The sequence below is a fragment of the Thalassospira sp. MCCC 1A02898 genome (assembly GCF_001618185.1).
Lineage (GTDB): Bacteria > Pseudomonadota > Alphaproteobacteria > Rhodospirillales > Thalassospiraceae > Thalassospira > Thalassospira tepidiphila.
Genome location: NZ_LPXK01000011.1, coordinates 474236 through 491499, shown reverse-complemented (window position 1 = coordinate 491499; position 17264 = coordinate 474236). Strand labels below are relative to the sequence as shown.

Here is a 17264-nt window from a genome sequence, read left to right as displayed (position 1 = left end):
CATTGCCGCCAACTTGTTACACTTTGCAGCATCGTATCCATGCCTGGAGCTAGCGGCGAAGATGGATGAGTTTTTCTGGTGGATCGTTCTGATTGGGTTTATCGCCCAATTGATTGATGGCGCCCTTGGTATGGCCTATGGCCTGACCTCAACTTCCCTTTTGATCACGCTTGGCCTACCACCTGCACAGGCAAGTGCGACTGTCCACGCCGCCGAGATTGCAACCACCGCTGTTTCCGGTACAGCCCACCATTTTGCACGCAATGTCGATTGGCGCATGGTCCGTCAACTGGCACTTGCCGGTGCAATAGGCGGCTGTGCTGGCGCTGCTCTTTTATCATCGGGGATCGGGGACTATCTGGCACCGTTTGTCGCGGTTTATCTTAGTGCCCTTGGCGTGCTTGTAATTGCAAAAGCCCTTCGCAAAGTTCAGCCGCCTGCGGCGATCCGCGGGCTTACCCCGCTTGGCATGATCGGTGGATTTCTTGATGCAATCGGGGGTGGAGGCTGGGGACCTATCGTATCAAGCACTCTGGTCTATCGCGGCAATGAACCGCACCGCATGCTTGGAACGTCTGCCGCGGCCGAGTTTTTTGTAACCGTGACGATTACCGTCACATTTGCCGGATCATTCGGATTAGAAAGCTTCGGCATGGCGGCACTAGCACTTGTAATCGGTGGTGTGCCGGCCGCCCCGTTGGCGGCCGTGCTTGTCAAAATTATCCCGCGAAAGCCGCTTATGATTGCGGTTGGCGTCCTTATTGTCGGCCTTGGCCTTCTTGGGATATATCGCTTTGTCTTCGCCCTTATGGCTTAGCCGACGACAAGTGTTGTCCAGTTTTCGAACTTGAAGCGATTGATCAGGGAAAGCCCGACATCGCGATAGGCCGACAGAACAAACTGTTCCTGATGGGCAAGAAGGCCTGAAAGGATGACGACACCGTTTTCCGAGAGCGTGCTGGTCAGGTCATGCGCCATCCCACGCAGTGGCCGAGCAAGGATGTTTGCACAGACAATGTCGTAATACCCGGCATCACGAATACGGGCATCCTGAAAACCGTTTGAATGAATGGCCGTGACAAGATCGGCGATCTTGTTGGTTTTGGCATTTTCGCGTGCGACCCGAACCGATGCGGCATCAATATCGGCCATCATCACCGGGCACCGCCAGGTTTTGGCACATGCCATGCCCAAAATGCCGGACCCACAGCCCATATCAAGCGCATTCTGACGCGGTCCGCGTTTGGCCAGCCAATCGATTGCAGCAAGACATCCCTTGGTAGTTTGATGTTCACCAGACCCGAATGCCAGACCGGCGTCGACCTGAAGGGCAGTTTTGGATACCGGGATTTCCTCGTTCCAGTGCGAACCATGGACAAAGAAACGCCCGACCGAGATCGGCTTGAAGCTGCGCAGGTTTTCGCTGACCCAGTCCTTTGGCTCATAGGTGCCAAAGGTCACGGTTGGTGCATCAATGCCAACTGCGGATGCCATGATCGACACCGCGGTCTCAACCGCACCCTTGTCAAACATCTCACCGGCAAAGCCTTCGATACGCCAAGGTCCGTCAGGGTTGCCATCACGCTCGAAATGCGAAAGCGCATCGCAATAATCAAACAGCGCGTCGGCAAACATCTGTGCATAGGCGCCATCAACTTCGAACTTGAAGTTATAGCAAAGGACGGGTTCGGTCATATCGCTTCTCGCTCGTGTGGGCGGCAAATGTGCTCTGCCCGGTTAAATCGGTCATCCGAAAATGTTGCCCGGGGCTTACCCCGGCAGGATGAAGCTGTCGACCACTTTCTTGGTGCCGACACTTTCGAAATGGATTTCCAGCTTGTTGCCATCGACCGCACGGACGGTTCCCGACCCGAACTTACGATGGCGCACCGTATCGCCCACCTTGTATTTCGATGAGTTGGAACTGGTGGAATAACTGGTTTCACCGTCGGGCTTCACATCAATCACGTTCTTGCGCACGCGATCCTGCCATCCGCTTGAGGCGAATTTACGCTCCCCGGCACCTGATACCGGATTGCGTGATGGCGCACTGCTATCACTCGCCCAGCTTGGCATTTTCATCCAGTCATCGGCACCCCAGGCACCTGGCGAATGATTGCCGCCATGCCCGCCAAGACCGGTATCGCTGCTGCGTTCGATATGTTCGTCTGGCAACTCATCAACAAAGCGCGATGGCAGGGCTGATTGCCACTGATTATAGATGCGCCGATTGGCCGCATAACAGATGGTCGCACGTTTGCGCGCCCGGGTGATCCCGACATAGGCCAGACGGCGCTCTTCCTCTAGGCCCTTGACCCCGCTTTCATCCATTGCGCGTTGATGCGGGAAGACGCCCTCTTCCCAACCGGGCAGGAAGACATAATCGAACTCAAGTCCCTTGGCCGCATGCAGGGTCATGATGGTGACTTTTTCCTCATGATCGTTCTGCGCGTTTTCCATCACCAGTGAAACATGTTCGAGGAAACTAGTCAGGTTTTCGAACTCGCCAATTGCGGACACCAGTTCTTTCAGGTTTTCCAGACGGCCGGGCGCATCAATTTCCTTTGATGTCCGCCACATATCGGTATAGCCGCTTTCATCCAGAACGGTTTCAACGACTTCGACATGGCTGCTGTTGCCAAGCATTTCGCGCCAGCGTTTGAAATCCCCCAAAAGGCCGCCGATGCTTTGGCGCATCTTGGGTTTGAGTTCTTCGGTATCCAACAAATCACGCGCCGCCGCCGGCAACGAAATCGCCTGATCACGGGAATATTGATGCAATGTCTGAAGCGTTGCCTTGCCAACCCCGCGCTTGGGTACATTGACGATGCGCTCAAATGCCAGACTGTCATCAGGCTGCGCAACAAGCCGGATATAGGCCAGCGCATCACGGATTTCCTGACGTTCATAGAAGCGCGGACCACCGACAACGCGGTACGGGATGCCCAGCGTGATCAGGCGCTCCTCAAACTCGCGGGTCTGGAAACCGGCACGCACCAGAATGGCAATCTGCGATGCGCCAACGCCCTTGCGCTGCAGGGCTTCGATATCCTCACCGATCAGGCGGGCCTCTGCTTCACCGTCCCAGACACCTTTGACAAACACCTTGTCGCCAGTATCGATTTCGGTCCACAGCTCCTTGCCCAAACGGCCATCATTAAACGTGATCAGTTTGGATGCAGCGGCCAGAATATGCGGGGTGGAACGATAGTTTTGTTCAAGACGAACCACCTTGGCACCGGGAAAATCGGACTCAAAGCGCAGGATGTTGCCAACCTCGGCCCCGCGCCAGCTATAGATCGCCTGATCATCATCGCCAACGCAGCAGATATTGCGATGAACCATCGCCATTGCGCGCAGCCACAGATATTGGGCAACGTTGGTGTCCTGATACTCGTCGACCAGAATATAGCGGAAGGTGTTCTGATACTGCTTCAGGATTTCCGGGTGCTGCTGGAACAGGGTCAGGCAATGCAGCAACAAGTCGCCGAAGTCACAGGCATTCAGGACTTTGAGGCGTTCCTGATAAATCTTGTAAAGGTGCTTGGCCCCGCCATTGGCGAACTCGACACTTTCATTGACCCGTTCAGGTGTCAGGCCCTTGTCCTTCCAGCGCTGAATGATCCCCATCAGTTGCTTGGCTGGCCATTTTTTCGGATCGATCTGTTCGGCATCCATGATCTGCTTAAGCAGGCGCACCTGATCATCGCTATCAAGGATGGTGAAGTTTGACTTTAGCCCGATCAGGTCGGCATGACGGCGCAACAAGCGTGCTGAAAGCGAGTGGAAGGTTCCCAGCCACCAACCTTCAACCGGACGACCAAGCGCCTGTGCCACACGTTCCTGCATTTCCTTTGCCGCACGGTTGGTAAAGGTCACCGCAAGGATCTGCTGCGGATGCAGGCGTTCGGTCTGTGCCTTGGTTTCCAGAAGATGCGCCAGACGCGTCGTCAAAACACGTGTTTTCCCGGTTCCGGCACCTGCAAGCACCAACAGCGGCCCATCCAGCGTTTCGACAGCATCGCGCTGCTCGGCATTCAGATTGTCGAGATATGCCGGGGTCGGTGTATCGGCCAGACGCATTTCGGGGCTGGCGGCGAATTCATCAATTTCGAAGGGATCATCCATCATGACCGCATATATATCACGCTGTGCGAAGGGGGCCAGTCTCGTTCCATATTGACCCTACGATTTTTACATTCTGCACCACATTGCGGGCGTCAACCAAGCCCTTCGCGGGAACGTTTGTATCAACCGGCTCTGCCCGGCAGAAAGGCCTCGAGTTCCTGAATAACACGCGACGCCGTCATACCATCCCACAGCGGGATTTTGGCTGGCGTCCGCTTGTAACCGTCGGAAACACTTAGCGCGGACATCACTGCGGGGGTCAACTGATCAAGCTCGACAAGCTGATTGGTTCCCAGTGTGATGGTGATTGGACGTTCGGTTGAATTGCGCAGCGTCAGGCATGGCACGCCAAGCAGGCTGGTTTCTTCCTGAACACCACCGGAGTCTGTTACGACAACGCCTGCATCCTGCATCAAACTGGTAAACCCGACATACCCCATCGGCGGCAGCAAGCGAACACCGTCAGTATGCAGCGGCCCCATCAAATTTGATGTCCGAAGGCACTTTTCCGTCCGGGGATGAAGGACAAAACAAATATCGGCATTGGTGGCGAGCGCCATCAAAGCATGGCATATCTGATGGAGCCGTCCGAGATCATCGACATTGCTTTGCCGATGCAGGGTTACAAGGACATAGCGACCGTTAAAGAGACTGAGCTTGTGAGCGGTTTCTTCCTGATCAATCCTTCCTTTCATCATCGCCAGCGTATCAGCCATGATATTGCCGACACGCTTGATGCGGTCGGCCGTGATCCCTTCGGCCCGTAAATTTGCATCGGCCTCCATCGACGGCGTCAGCAACAGATCTGCCTTGTGATCTATCTCGATACGGTTTTGCTCTTCGGGCATGTCGGGATCAAAGCATCTGAGACCCGCTTCCAGGTGAACAAGGGGCACGTTTATCTCAGTTGCAACGATGGCTGCGGCACGGGATGAATTCACATCCCCGACAACCAGAACCATGTCGGGCCGGTCTTCATGACAAAGTGCCTCATATGCCTGCATCATTCCGACATTCGGATCGCCATTTTCGAATGGCTCCCAGTTCAGGACATGATCAGGGTCCGGCAATCCAAGCTCCCGCCAGATAGTCGAAGACATCGCGCGGTCGAGATGCTGGGCCGTATGGACAAAAGACGGACGAATTACAGGATGGTTCGCCAACCCGCGCAACAGCGGCGCGATCTTCATGAAGTTGGGTCTGGCACCGGCAACGAGATGAAGCTTCATCTTATATCGATACATCCTGCATCTGGAAAAGCTTGGCCGTTTTCACATAGCCTAATAGATAAGTCCGGCTTCCCATAACCCTCTTTGGTATCGGTATTTTTTGCCGCAGATCGTCACAGCTGCGGGATCAGAAATACCAAATAACATCATCAGCCTATTTCATGGTCTCTGTATGTGACTTGCTCACCCGCGCTTTCAGCATCCATGGTCTGAAAATTGCTTTGATTTCCGTTGGTAAGCATGTCTGACGCCCCCGGAGGTCTTCTGGGAGTGCCAGCTGTGCTTTGTGCATCCCAGAAGAAAGGTATCTCGAAATGAGTGCTATTTTTGGATTGGGCAACGGGTTGCCGATATCAACCCGGGCCAGTTCTGCGGAACGGTCAGGTGCACACGAAAGTATCGAAAGTTTTAGCGCAGGTAGCGCTGCACCTGTTTCAGGCGTTGCGGCAATCGGATCTGAGGGTGGCTCCTCCAAAAGCCAACTTTCGGACGCGGTTCAAGCCGTCATGCTTGAATTCCAGAATATCGGAAGCGGGTCATCAAGCTTTGCTGCGGCCATGGACGCAGTCAAAGCCAATGACAGCGCAAACGGTATCAAGACCACTGATGACCCGGTCTCGTCGAATTCCGATCCGGCAAAAGATGATTCTGCACTTGCAGAGCAGGATGCCGAGGAGGAATTCAAGTCTGCCGCTCGTGACAGTTTCAATCTACCGACAAAAGACAAGGAACGTAACGAAAAGGCAGAAATTGAGGTCCGCAAAGAACGTCAGGAAATTGACGATGCAGCTCAACCGGCTGCAACGGATCTTCCAGAAAACGTTGCCGGTCTTGATAGCCGGGTTGCAGCCCAAGTCATGTCTGGTCCGCCAGCACGACAGCAACCTGCATTGGCCGCCTGATTACATCGGCCTAAAAACCTTGAACGGAGCAGCGCAAAATAGCGCTGCTCTTTTTTCATTGCGGATCGGACTAGAACAGCTTTGGTGGTGCATCACCGCGTTCTTCGCTTTGCAGTTCCATCAAGGCGTTGTTATAGGCCATCATCGCATCCTTTTCATGGACGAAGCCGATGATATGGCGCTCCTCGGCACTGTTAAGAACTGGCAAGTGTTCTTCGCCGGTTTGCTCCATCAGTTTGATGGCCTTTTCGATATTGTCTGTCCGGTAAAGGACCGGCGGCTTTGAACGTGCGACCTCGCCGGCCGTGACTTCATCGCCAAGATTGGGATCAAAGGCAGCATGGCGCAAATCGGTCAGTGTGATCGTTCCGTGCAGTTTGCCCTGATCATCAATGACAAAAAGTTCCGAATAGGGTGCGTTGATCAGCTTTTCACGGACAGTCGTCAACCCCTCGGTCAGGGGGACGGTTTCGTATTCGCGCTTCATGATCTCGTCCACCTTGATCGTGCGCAACAAATTGACCTCCCTACCCCAGCGCGTCGACAAACCACGGCATTTCAATTGCCACTGGAAAAACGATCCGCCCTGGAACTGATCCATCACCACTGTTGCCAGAACAGATGCCACCATCACCGCAACCGTCAACGCATAGTCACCGGTCAATTCAAAGATGATCAGGGTCGTTGAAATCGGTGCACCAAGGATGGCCGCGGCAACAGCCCCCATACCAACAAGCGTGTAGGCCGAATAGCCAGATGAAAGCTCGGGAAAGGCGCTGGTTGCGATCATCCCGAATGCCCCGCCCAGCATTGCACCAAGGAATAGTGCTGGGCTGAACATTCCGCCTGCAAAACCAAGTCCCATGCAGATCGAAACGGCAAAGCCCTTTGCAAGCAACAAGCCGATCAGGAAAGTCAGGCTGTAGCTTTCATTAAGCGCATCATTCATCGCCCCATAGCCGACACCGACAATCTGCGGAAAGACCAACGCAATCAGGCCAACAATCAGCCCGGCAACCGCCGGACGCAGCCAGAGCGGTGCATTGGTCAGATTTGCCGTTTTTTGCACGACCGGGATCGCACGCACGACCAAAACCGCCGCCACACCAGCAATAATCCCCAAAAGCGCAAAAGCCGGAAACTCCCAAAAAGACTGGATTTCATGACCGGGGATCAGGAAGGCGACCTCATCGCCGTAATAGATGCGCGTTATGACCGTACCGGTGACCGATGCCAGCACAATCGGCGCAAAAGCTGTCAGGGCATAATGACCCAGTGCAACTTCATGGGCAAAAAGGGCACCCGCCAGCGGCGCGTTGAATGATGCCGCCACCGCTGATGCCACGCCACAGCCCAAAAGTGTTCGGGACGCAGAACGGCGCAAATGAAGAATGCGCGCCAGCCACGCCCCAAATGATGCGCCCATATGGACAACCGGCCCTTCGCGGCCAAGGGATGCCCCACTGCCAAGCGATACCGCACTGGCAATCGCACTTTTGATCCCGCAGCGGGTCGACATGCGCGCATCATGGAACGATGCCGCGTCGATCACATCAGCAACCCCGTGCGGTCTTCTTTCCGGCAGGAACTTGTAGATGAAAATCCCGACAATCAGACCGCCCACCGCCGGGGCCAGGATGAGTTGCCAGACGGGAATTTCACTGAGATGCCGATGAAGGGCTTCTTCGCCAGTCCCGAAAAACAACGACTGAACAAGCAACAAGCCATCTCGAAACAGGATGGCGCCGCCCCCGGCCAGTGCCCCGACAATCATTGCCAAAATCGACAGAACCAGTTGCTCGCTTTTGACGATGCGACGCATGCGGTTCAAAAAGATGTTCGATTTCAAAAGCTTTTCAGCCATATCAGCAATACCGGGGTTGGCGAATTGATTGTGCGTAAGATCTTAGGATCAGCTTTTCCTGCGAATAAAGGGTAAAGACAAGAACCACCATGTTTAATTTCGCATTCCTGACGCCCGTTGATTGATCCGGATAGATATGCCACAACAAGTGACCCGGATTCAGCGCATCCCCAGTGCCGCGATCCCGTTTCAGAAAACCGTCATTGCCAAAATCATACGAAATACAGCATTCTGCCCGTCTCGCGTGAAAGCAGGGCCAGAAACGCCACCAATCGTTCTCAACGGAACCAAAAACAATGAATGACCACCGACCAACGGGTACACAGGCGGCGCGGCCGCTGCCCGGTCTTGTTGAATTTATCTGTCTGATGGCAATCACCATCGGGCTTGTTGCCCTGTCGATTGACAATCTGCTGCCGGCCTTTGGCCCAATCGCGCAAGACTTTGGCATCGAAGACGGCAACCGCATGCAGATGCTGATTTATGTCTTCATGATCGCGTTTGGCCTGATGCAGATCGTTTATGGCCCGCTTGCCGATAGTTTTGGTCGCCGCCCCACCCTGATCGCAGGACTTGGCATTTATTGCATCGGCACCGTGATGGCGATCTTTGCCGACAGCTATGAACACCTTCTAATCGCACGTTTCGTACAGGGTCTTGGTGCGGCTGCACCGCGGGTTCTGACCATGGCGATCACGCGTGATTGCTTCGAAGGCCGCGAAATGGCCCGCGTCATGTCGTTTGTCATGATGGTGTTCATCATTCTGCCTGTGTTCGCCCCGGCATCAGGCAGCCTGATTTTGGCACTGGCCAACTGGCATATGATTTTCGTCAGCACCTTGGTCCTCGCGATTGCGATTGTGTGCTGGTACTTGCTGCGCATGCCTGAAACCCTGCATCCGGAATATCGGCATAAATTGTCGATGCGCCGGATCGCACGCGACATCAAAACCACCGTCACCAATCGTCAGACATTCGGCTATGCCACGGCGATGGGCGTCATGTTTGCCTGCCTGATGGCCTATATCGGATCTGCCCAGCAAATCTTTGAAACCGAGGTTTACGGGCTTGGTGTCTGGTTCCCGCTGGCCTTTGGCATGATTGCCGCCTGCATGAGTTTCTCTTCATTCATCAATGCACGACTGGTGCGCAAGATCGGCATGCACAAGATTTCTCATGTCGCGCTGTTCTTCTTGACCGCCAGCAGCCTGATCAATGTTCTCATTGCGCTCTGGTTTGACGGGCATCCGCCCTTGTTCGTCTTTGGCATCGGCCTGACAACGATCCTGTTCTGTTTCTCGCTGACCATGCCGAACTTCAACTCGCTTGCGATGGAGCCAGTCGGCGCGATTGCCGGTACTGCCTCCTCGATCACCGGTGTTTACAGCACGTTGATCGGCGTGATCGCCGGCGGGATTATCGGGCAGCAGTTCAATGGCACTGTCATCCCGCTTCTGGTCGGTTACTTCGCGCTTGGCCTGATTGGCATTGTGATTGTTGGCATCACTGAACGCGGCAAGTTCTGCCACGCAACCCACTAGGCGCCGACATTCCTGATCACAAAAAAGCCCCGCAGAGTGCAGTCTGCGGGGCTTTTCCTTCCGACCGGACAGGCGTTTATTTCGCCTGACGCGGATCGTAATTCAGGTTCGGTGCCAACCAACGTTCTGCCTCGGCCAGGGTCATGCCCTTGCGCTCGGCATAGCTTTCCACCTGATCGCGTTCGATTTTACCAAGGCCGAAATACTTGGCCTCCGGGTTGGCAAAATAAAAACCGCTCACCGACGAGGTTGGCGTCATGGCATAGCTTTCAGTCAGCGACACACCAACATTCTTCTCTGCATCCAAAAGATCCCAAAGAATGCCTTTCTCAGTATGTTCCGGGCAGGCCGGATAACCCGGTGCCGGACGGATACCGCGATATTTTTCGGCAATCAGATCATCATTGCCAAGCGCCTCGTCAGGCGCATAGCCCCAAAGCTCCTTACGAACTTTTTCGTGCATATGCTCGGCAAACGCCTCGGCAAAACGGTCGCCCAGGGCCTTGACCAGAATGGCATTGTAATCATCATGCTCTGCTTCAAGCTTGGCAGAGATTTCTTCGACTTCTGGCCCGGCGGTAACAACAAAGGCACCGATATAGTCGGTCTTGCCGCTGTCTTTTGGCGCGATATAGTCGGCCAACGCGCGGTTCGGACGCTTGTTGTTCTCGCGATACATCTGCTGACGCAGGGTATGGAGCATCACCGGCTCATTCTTCTCTGGCGCCGGGGTAACTTCGATATCATCACCGACCGAGTTGGCTGGCCAAAGACCGACAACCGCCTTGGGCTTGAACCATTTTTCGGCAACGATTTTTTTAAGCATTTCCTGCGCGTCCGCATAAAGGCTACGCGCTGTTTCGCCGACCTTTTCATCCTTCAGGATGTCGGGGAAACGCCCATGAAGTTCCCAGGTCTCGAAGAACGGCTTCCAGTCAAAACGCGACACCAGTTCTTCCAGATCGAAATCTTCAAACAGTGTGATACCGGGTTTGAGCGGAACCGGTGCCTCGAAATTATCCCAGTCAAGCTGAACCTTGTTGGCGCGTGCATCGACAATCGAGAAACGCTTTTTCTGCAGTTGCTGTGCTGCATGCTTTTCAGCCATCGCGATATATTCGTTGCGAATTTCCTCAGCAAAGCGTTCGCCATTGGTTTTTGAAAGCAAATTGCTGGCAACACCCACCGCACGGGATGCGTCGATCACGTAAACCACCGATGATTTCAGATAGTTCGGCGCGATTTTAACCGCTGTATGGACCTTCGACGTCGTCGCGCCGCCAATCAGAAGCGGAATATTCAGCCCTTCGCGTTCCATTTCGGCCGCGACATAGGTCATTTCTTCAAGCGACGGGGTAATCAGGCCCGACAAACCGATCATGTCGACCTTTTCGGCCTTGGCGGTTTCGATGATTTTCTGGGTCGGCACCATCACCCCAAGGTCGATGACCTCGAAGTTGTTACATTGCAGAACCACACCAACGATGTTCTTGCCGATGTCATGCACGTCGCCCTTAACGGTCGCGAGCAATATCTTGCCGTTGGTTTCGTGCTTGCCATCTTTTTCCTCTTCGATGAAGGGAATCAGATAAGCCACCGCCTTTTTCATCACACGCGCGGATTTCACCACCTGCGGCAGGAACATCTTGCCGTCACCGAACAGGTCACCAACGATGTTCATGCCGTCCATCAACGGACCTTCAATCACATGCAGCGGCTTGTCCGCCTGTTGACGGGCTTCCTCTGTGTCTTCTTCGACGAACTCGGCAATACCGTTGATCAGGGCATGCGCCAGACGTTCTTTGACCGGTTTTTTACGCCATTCAAGGTCGGCCTTTTTCTCGGGCCCGCCAGTACCTTTGTATTTTTCGGCAACTTCAAGCAAACGGTCGGTCGCATCCGAACGACGGTTCAGGATGACGTCTTCGACGCGTTCACGAAGCTCTGCCGGGATTTCTTCATACACAACCAACTGACCGGCATTGACGATCCCCATATCCAGTCCCGCCTTGATGGCGTGATACAGGAACACCGAGTGCATCGCTTCGCGGACCGGGTTGTTGCCCCGGAACGAGAACGAAACGTTGGAAACACCACCGGAAATCTTGGCGTATGGCAGGTGTTTTTTGATCAGCTTGCAGGCTTCGATGAAGTCGACAGCATAATTGTCGTGCTCTTCGATACCGGTCGCGACGGCAAAGATGTTCGGATCGAAAATGATGTCTTCGGGCGGGAAGCCAACCTTATCGACCAGCACGTTATAGCTGCGCTTGCAGATTTCGAACTTGCGATCAACCGTATCGGCCTGACCTTTTTCATCAAAGGCCATGACGACAACTGCCGCGCCATAGCGGCGCAGTTTTTTGGCCTGTTCGATGAAGGGTTCTTCGCCTTCCTTGAGGCTGATCGAGTTAACAATACCCTTGCCTTGCAGGCATTTCAGACCGGCTTCGATCACGTTCCATTTGGAACTGTCGACCATGATCGGCACACGGGCAATGTCTGGCTCGGCCGCAATCAGGTTGATGAACTTGACCATCGCCGTTTCGGCGTCAAGCATCGCATCATCCATGTTGATGTCGATGATCTGCGCGCCGTTTTCGACCTGCTGACGGGCGATCTCAAGGGCTGCATCGTAATCTTCTTCGACGATCAGCTTCTTGAATTTCAGCGATCCGGCGACGTTGGTCCGCTCGCCAATATTGATAAATCTGGAAATGTCGGTCATGGGTCTTTTCGATCTCTTTTCAGCTATCAATATCAGATTTACGCAGCATCAAACGGCTCGAGGCCGGACAGACGCATTCTTGGCTCAAACTTGGGCACAACACGCGGCTTGGCATTTGCCACCGCATCGGCAATCGCCTTGATGTGCGGCGGTGTCGTGCCACAGCAGCCCCCCAGCAGATTGACCATGCCGGTATCGGCCCATTCCTTGACCAATTCGGCCATTTCGGCATCGGTCTGGTCATATTCGCCAAACTCGTTGGGAAGACCTGCATTGGGGTAAACCGAAACGCGGCATTCGGCAATGCGCGACAGTTCCTGAACATAGGGGCGCAGCTGTGCGGCACCCAATGCGCAGTTCAGACCAATCGAGAACGGCTTGGTATGACGCACGGAGTTATAAAACGCTTCGGTCGTCTGCCCCGAAAGCGTCCGACCAGATGCATCGGTGATCGTGCCGGAAATCAGCACCGGAACATCTTCACCACGTTCGTCGAGAACCTCGTCGATGGCAAAAAGCGCAGCCTTGGCATTGAGTGTATCAAAAATGGTTTCCACCAGCAGTGTATCCGCCCCGCCATCCAGCAAACCGGTTGTGGCTTCCTTATATGCCTCTTTGAGCTGATCAAAGGTGATGGCACGGAAGCCGGGATTGTTCACATCTGGCGAAATCGATGCCGTCCGGTTGGTCGGGCCGATGGCACCATTTACAAAGCGCACATCCCCCGGATGGGCGGCTTCCCACTCATCACAGGCAGCGCGTGCAATCTTGGCACTTTCGAAATTGATCTCGTAGGCCAAGTCTTCCATGCCGTAATCGGCCTGGGCAATGGTTGTCGCACTAAAGGTGTTGGTCCCGTTCAGGTCTGCACCGGCCGCGATGTACTGCAGATGGATGTCCTTGATGATGTCCGGCTGGGTCAGTGACAAAAGGTCGTTGTTACCTTTGACGTCCTGCTTCCAGTCAGCAAAGCGTTCACCGCGATAGTCTTCCTCGGTCAGCTTGTGCTTCTGGATCATCGTGCCCATTGCGCCATCAAGGATCAGTATCTTTTCCTCGGCCCGTTTGCGCAGCAGGGCAATGCGTTCCTTGCGATCATTCATCTTTTTCATCCAATCAATTCTTCATGCGTCCGGGTTACAGGGCAAAACCAGTTTCAGGCTGCAACCTGTTCGGTTCCGCGAATGCCCAGCGCATGGCAGATGGCATATGTCAGTTCGGCACGGTTAAGCGTATAGAAGTGGAAGTCGGTCACCCCTTCGCTGATCAAACCTTCCACCTGCGAAATGGCTTCGTGGAATGCGACCATGCGACGGGTATCGGGATCTTCATCAAGCCCTTCGAAACGCCAATGCAAACGTTGCGGCACAGAAGCACCACACATATCGGCAAATTTCAAGAGCGACGCAAAGTTAGTCACCGGCAAAATGCCCGGAACGATGGGCGCTTCGATGCCCGCAGCCACACATTTGTCACGGAACCGCAGATAGGTTTCGTTATCAAAGAAGAACTGGGTAATTGCCCGGTTGGCGCCGGCATCGATCTTGCGTTTGAGATAATCAATCTCGAAATCGGAACTCGGTGCATCCGGATGGGTTTCCGGATAGGCTGATACCGAAATATCAAAATCGGCAATTTCCTTAAGGCCAGCAACCAGATCAACCGCATAGGCGTAGCCACCCGGGGTCGGTTCATACTTATCGCCCGCATCCGGCAAATCCCCGCGAAGGGCAACGATGGAACGGATACCCTCGTTCCAATAGCTGCGCGCGATCTGATCGATCTCTTCCTTGGTATGACCGACACAGGTCAAATGGGCGGCGGCCGGAATACCGGTTTCACCCTGAATACGGGTGACGCTGCCATGGGTGCGATCACGTGTGGTGCCGCCGGCCCCATAGGTCACCGAAACAAAAGACGGATTGAGCGGCGCAAGCCGATGGATCGACCGCCACATGGTTTCTTCCATCTTCTCGGTTTTCGGCGGGAAGAACTCGAACGAAACCTTGAGGTGTTTGCGTACTGCGTTGATTTCTGGAACCGTCATCATATCGATATCTCAATCCTGTCTTCGCTTTCCCGCAGGCTGAGCCCTTGGGTCGGTCTTTCTATCTGGTTATTTTCAATACATGCTGCGCGTTATTCCGCAGCCTTTTCTGAATTTCTTTGAACTTTGTCCGCTGCTTGTGCCGATGTCGGGCGAGCCATCCAGATCCGAACCGTCAGTGGCTTGCCCGGCAAACTGACAACGTTGCCAGGCTCAAGACCGCTGGCGCGGAACCAGTCATTGATGGACGCGTCATCAAAACCAAGACGTCGGTGCGCATGTTCTTCGCGGAGTTCTTCCTGTTCGTGCTGGGCAAAATCGACAATGACAAGCTTACCCCCGGGGGCCAGAACGCGTGCTGCCTCGGCAAGTGCCGCCTCGGGCTTTTCAGCGAAATGTAGCACCTGATGCAGGGTCACCACATCAAACATGCCGCCGGGATAAGGCAACTGGTACATGTCGGCTTGTCGAACAAGGCAGTTGGACAGGTCTGCGCGTTGCAGACGCGCACGCGCAACAGCCAACATTTCGCGTGACATATCAACGCCAACGCCCTCTTCGGCGTTACGCCCGAGAAGCTCAAGAATACGCCCGGTACCTGTTCCGACATCGAGAATCCGGCCACCGGTCAGATCACCCACCGCCTCAAGCAATGCTTTTTCAACAACTGCCTCGTCGACATGCAGCGAGCGAATCCGATCCCAGTCTTCGGCGTTGGCGCGGAAATATTCAGTCGCGATCTTTTCACGTTCTGCCTTCACCTGATCCAGACGGGCACGATCAAGTGCAAGCGTTTCGTCATCCTTTGGCAGCAGATCCAGCACAGGCTGCACAAGGTCGGCACCCGGCCCGGAATGCGGCGTGCGATAGAAAACCCAAGTCCCTTCGCGGAACCGGACAAGCAGGCCTGCCTCGCACAATAATTTAAGGTGTCGGGAGACGCGCGGCTGGCTCTGACCGATGATCTGGGTGATCTCGCTGACGGTCAATTCGCACTCGGCACAGATCGCAAGCAAGCGAAGCCGCGTCGCTTCAGCAGCTGCGCGCAATCTTGCCAGAACCTGTTCCATACCAATGCCCTCCACGTTGACAAGAAAGATATAAAGATATGTTTATATTTGTTCAAGCGCTATTTTCGCGTGAAAACTTGTTGCCTAAATGCCACACCTGAAAACTGCTTGATCCTGATCAACTTTTTGTATGCTGGTGTTTAATTTCACCCTATGCTAACCAAATGGATATCTGAGGCGTGCGCGTTACATGATCGCCCTTCGAGCAGGGGATTGATCGGTAACGTTTTTTGGTGTCCCGCATCAAAAGCGTTTCGGGTCGGGGAAGTCTGTGTATCGAACATCGGTTGGCTAAAAATAATGAAGTTTCGAACTTTGCTTTCGCTTTGTGCCGCAGGATCGCTGTCTTTGCTGACCGCGTGCGCATCGACAGAACCCGCTCAGGACACGAGTGATTATGATCCGCTTGAGCCGGTGAACCGCGTGGTTCACGGTGTTAATGGTGCGGTCGATTTCATGGTCCTGTATCCTGCTGCAATGTGGTACCGCGACATTGCCCCGGAACCTGTTAAAACCTCCGTCGCGAGCTTCGTGCGCAACATCAACGAACCGTTGAACTCTTTCAACGCGTTGCTGCAGGGCGACCCGGATCAGGCTGCTGCCTCGTTCCAGCGTTTCATCATGAACTCGACGCTTGGTTTCCTTGGTTTCAATGATGTCGCATCTGATTTCGGCATTCCTTACCGTCGCGAAGATTTTGGTCAGACCCTTGCCCATTACGGCATTGGCGGTGGCCCTTACATTGTGCTTCCGCTGCTTGGCCCGTCCAACCTGCGTGATACAGCCGGCATCGGTGTTGACTATGTTGCCAACCCGCTGACTTGGGGCGCACAGAATAGCGATACCGCCGAAGCCCTTTATCTTGGCTCGGTCGGTCTTACAGCCCTGCATTATCGTTACGCGACGATCAATCAGCTGAACGAACTGCAAAAGTCGTCTATCGACTATTACGCAGCCCTGCGCAGCCTCTATCGTCAGCAACGCAATAAGATGATCCGCAACGGTGGCCCGTCACCAGAATTCGCTGTAGAAGACGAAAGTGCATCTTTTGACTTCGACGATGCTGTCGAAGCGGCAAGCAAGTAAGAGCCGGTCATGGTAAACAGCAAAATCGCCATATCAACCGCCGCGATGATCGCCATCGCAGCCGCTTGGTCTGGTCCGGCGTCGGCAACGGGTTTGTCTTCAAACGTTGTTGCCGAAGTCGCTGTCGAAACCAGCGCAGCAAATGTCATTCAGAGCATGGCTGACCAGGCCATGAATGAACTGACCGATCAAAGCCTTGCTGAAGATGTCCGCCGCAAAAAGTTCGTGTCCTTGATGGACCGCTATTTTGCAATGGATGTCGTTTCGCGCTTCGTTCTGGGGCGTTACTGGCGTTCGATTTCCGAAGCGGAGATCGAGGAGTTTTCAGTCCTGCTTCAGAACTATCTGGCTCTCAACTACGCAAACCAGTTCAAGGAATTCAACGGCGAACAGTTTGTCGTCGGTGATGAGACCCAGAAGAACAAGGACACCTTTGTCGATTCGCAGTTCGTCCGTCCGGACGGCCCACCGGTAAACATTGTTTGGCGGATGCGGATGTTTGATGACAGCTACAAGATCATTGATGTTTCCATCGAAGGTCTTAGCATGGGCATCACCCAACGCGATGAGTTCACATCGGTCATCCAACAGAACAATGACGACGTTGGCGCCCTGACCGCTGCACTCAAGGCAAAAACCGGTCTCTGATCGAAGCCCGCCTCAATATCC

At 54.2% G+C, this 17264-nt stretch carries 13 protein-coding genes; 5 read left to right on the top strand and 8 right to left on the bottom strand.

The window, feature by feature from the left end; translation table 11 throughout:
* The first annotated feature begins 61 nt into the window (after positions 1-61).
* Positions 62-817: a sulfite exporter TauE/SafE family protein gene (locus AUQ41_RS13235; RefSeq protein ID WP_063088819.1), complete on the top strand. Its 756-nt coding sequence runs from the start codon at positions 62-64 to the stop codon at positions 815-817.
* On the opposite strand, the gene AUQ41_RS13230 is transcribed toward AUQ41_RS13235, so the two are convergent.
* From AUQ41_RS13230 to wecB, 3 genes are all read right to left on the bottom strand, one after another.
* Positions 814-1695, bottom strand: a complete 882-nt coding sequence (locus AUQ41_RS13230) for a 50S ribosomal protein L11 methyltransferase (protein WP_063088818.1) — start codon at positions 1693-1695, stop codon at positions 814-816. The two genes, AUQ41_RS13235 and AUQ41_RS13230, sit on opposite strands and share 4 nt — an antisense overlap.
* Before the next feature lie 75 nt (positions 1696-1770).
* Entirely contained in the window at positions 1771-4128 is a 2358-nt protein-coding gene (locus AUQ41_RS13225; RefSeq protein WP_063089027.1) for an ATP-dependent helicase, read from the bottom strand.
* A 122-nt stretch (positions 4129-4250) separates the two neighbouring features.
* Complete coding sequence (wecB, locus tag AUQ41_RS13220) at positions 4251-5357, bottom strand: non-hydrolyzing UDP-N-acetylglucosamine 2-epimerase (protein WP_063088817.1); 1107 nt, start codon at positions 5355-5357, stop codon at positions 4251-4253.
* 314 nt (positions 5358-5671) lie between these two features.
* On the opposite strand from wecB, the gene AUQ41_RS13215 reads away from it, so the two are divergent.
* A complete protein-coding gene (locus tag AUQ41_RS13215; protein WP_063088816.1) occupies positions 5672-6259 on the top strand; it encodes a hypothetical protein in 588 nt (195 codons plus the stop codon).
* Positions 6260-6329: 70 nt separating this feature from the next.
* Here AUQ41_RS13215 and AUQ41_RS13210 read toward each other — a convergent pair whose 3' ends face one another.
* On the bottom strand, positions 6330-8123 hold the full coding sequence (locus AUQ41_RS13210) for a chloride channel protein (RefSeq protein ID WP_063088815.1): 1794 nt from the start codon (positions 8121-8123) through the stop codon (positions 6330-6332).
* Positions 8124-8419: 296 nt separating this feature from the next.
* On the opposite strand from AUQ41_RS13210, the gene AUQ41_RS13205 reads away from it, so the two are divergent.
* Positions 8420-9664 carry a multidrug effflux MFS transporter gene (locus AUQ41_RS13205; protein WP_008889567.1) on the top strand — a complete coding sequence of 415 codons (1245 nt, stop codon included), beginning with the start codon at positions 8420-8422 and terminating at the stop codon, positions 9662-9664.
* 76 nt (positions 9665-9740) lie between these two features.
* On the opposite strand, the gene metH is transcribed toward AUQ41_RS13205, so the two are convergent.
* The 4 genes from metH to AUQ41_RS13190 form a co-directional block, all read right to left on the bottom strand.
* The gene (gene metH, locus AUQ41_RS13200) at positions 9741-12392 is read right to left on the bottom strand and encodes a methionine synthase (protein WP_083952664.1); all 2652 of its coding nucleotides are present in this window, start codon (positions 12390-12392) and stop codon (positions 9741-9743) included.
* 38 nt (positions 12393-12430) lie between these two features.
* Positions 12431-13495, bottom strand: coding sequence for a homocysteine S-methyltransferase family protein (locus AUQ41_RS20560; protein WP_040822979.1), 1065 nt, complete (start codon positions 13493-13495; stop codon positions 12431-12433).
* 53 nt (positions 13496-13548) lie between these two features.
* On the bottom strand, positions 13549-14442 hold the full coding sequence (gene metF, locus AUQ41_RS13195; RefSeq protein ID WP_008889564.1) for a methylenetetrahydrofolate reductase: 894 nt from the start codon (positions 14440-14442) through the stop codon (positions 13549-13551).
* Positions 14443-14531: 89 nt separating this feature from the next.
* Entirely contained in the window at positions 14532-15509 is a 978-nt protein-coding gene (locus AUQ41_RS13190; protein ID WP_008889563.1) for a metalloregulator ArsR/SmtB family transcription factor, read from the bottom strand.
* A gap of 300 nt (positions 15510-15809) precedes the next feature.
* Between AUQ41_RS13190 and AUQ41_RS13185 the strand changes: the two genes are divergently transcribed.
* Both AUQ41_RS13185 and AUQ41_RS13180 read left to right on the top strand, forming a co-directional pair.
* Entirely contained in the window at positions 15810-16595 is a 786-nt protein-coding gene (locus AUQ41_RS13185; RefSeq protein WP_232308390.1) for a VacJ family lipoprotein, read from the top strand.
* 9 nt (positions 16596-16604) lie between these two features.
* The gene (locus AUQ41_RS13180; protein WP_063088813.1) at positions 16605-17243 is read left to right on the top strand and encodes a phospholipid-binding protein MlaC; all 639 of its coding nucleotides are present in this window, start codon (positions 16605-16607) and stop codon (positions 17241-17243) included.
* The last annotated feature ends 21 nt before the right edge of the window (positions 17244-17264 follow it).

Bases quoted from the DNA above. Each gene is read 5' to 3' on its own strand.
- AUQ41_RS13235 (WP_063088819.1), top strand. From the start codon at position 62: ATGGATGAGTTTTTCTGGTGGATCGTTCTGATTGGGTTTATCGCCCAA.
- AUQ41_RS13230 (WP_063088818.1), bottom strand. From the start codon at position 1,695: ATGACCGAACCCGTCCTTTGCTATAACTTCAAGTTCGAAGTTGATGGC.
- AUQ41_RS13225 (WP_063089027.1), bottom strand. From the start codon at position 4,128: ATGGATGATCCCTTCGAAATTGATGAATTCGCCGCCAGCCCCGAAATG.
- wecB (WP_063088817.1), bottom strand. From the start codon at position 5,357: ATGAAGCTTCATCTCGTTGCCGGTGCCAGACCCAACTTCATGAAGATC.
- AUQ41_RS13215 (WP_063088816.1), top strand. From the start codon at position 5,672: ATGAGTGCTATTTTTGGATTGGGCAACGGGTTGCCGATATCAACCCGG.
- AUQ41_RS13210 (WP_063088815.1), bottom strand. From the start codon at position 8,123: ATGGCTGAAAAGCTTTTGAAATCGAACATCTTTTTGAACCGCATGCGT.
- AUQ41_RS13205 (WP_008889567.1), top strand. From the start codon at position 8,420: ATGAATGACCACCGACCAACGGGTACACAGGCGGCGCGGCCGCTGCCC.
- metH (WP_083952664.1), bottom strand. From the start codon at position 12,392: ATGACCGACATTTCCAGATTTATCAATATTGGCGAGCGGACCAACGTC.
- AUQ41_RS20560 (WP_040822979.1), bottom strand. From the start codon at position 13,495: ATGAATGATCGCAAGGAACGCATTGCCCTGCTGCGCAAACGGGCCGAG.
- metF (WP_008889564.1), bottom strand. From the start codon at position 14,442: ATGATGACGGTTCCAGAAATCAACGCAGTACGCAAACACCTCAAGGTT.
- AUQ41_RS13190 (WP_008889563.1), bottom strand. From the start codon at position 15,509: ATGGAACAGGTTCTGGCAAGATTGCGCGCAGCTGCTGAAGCGACGCGG.
- AUQ41_RS13185 (WP_232308390.1), top strand. From the start codon at position 15,810: ATGAAGTTTCGAACTTTGCTTTCGCTTTGTGCCGCAGGATCGCTGTCT.
- AUQ41_RS13180 (WP_063088813.1), top strand. From the start codon at position 16,605: ATGGTAAACAGCAAAATCGCCATATCAACCGCCGCGATGATCGCCATC.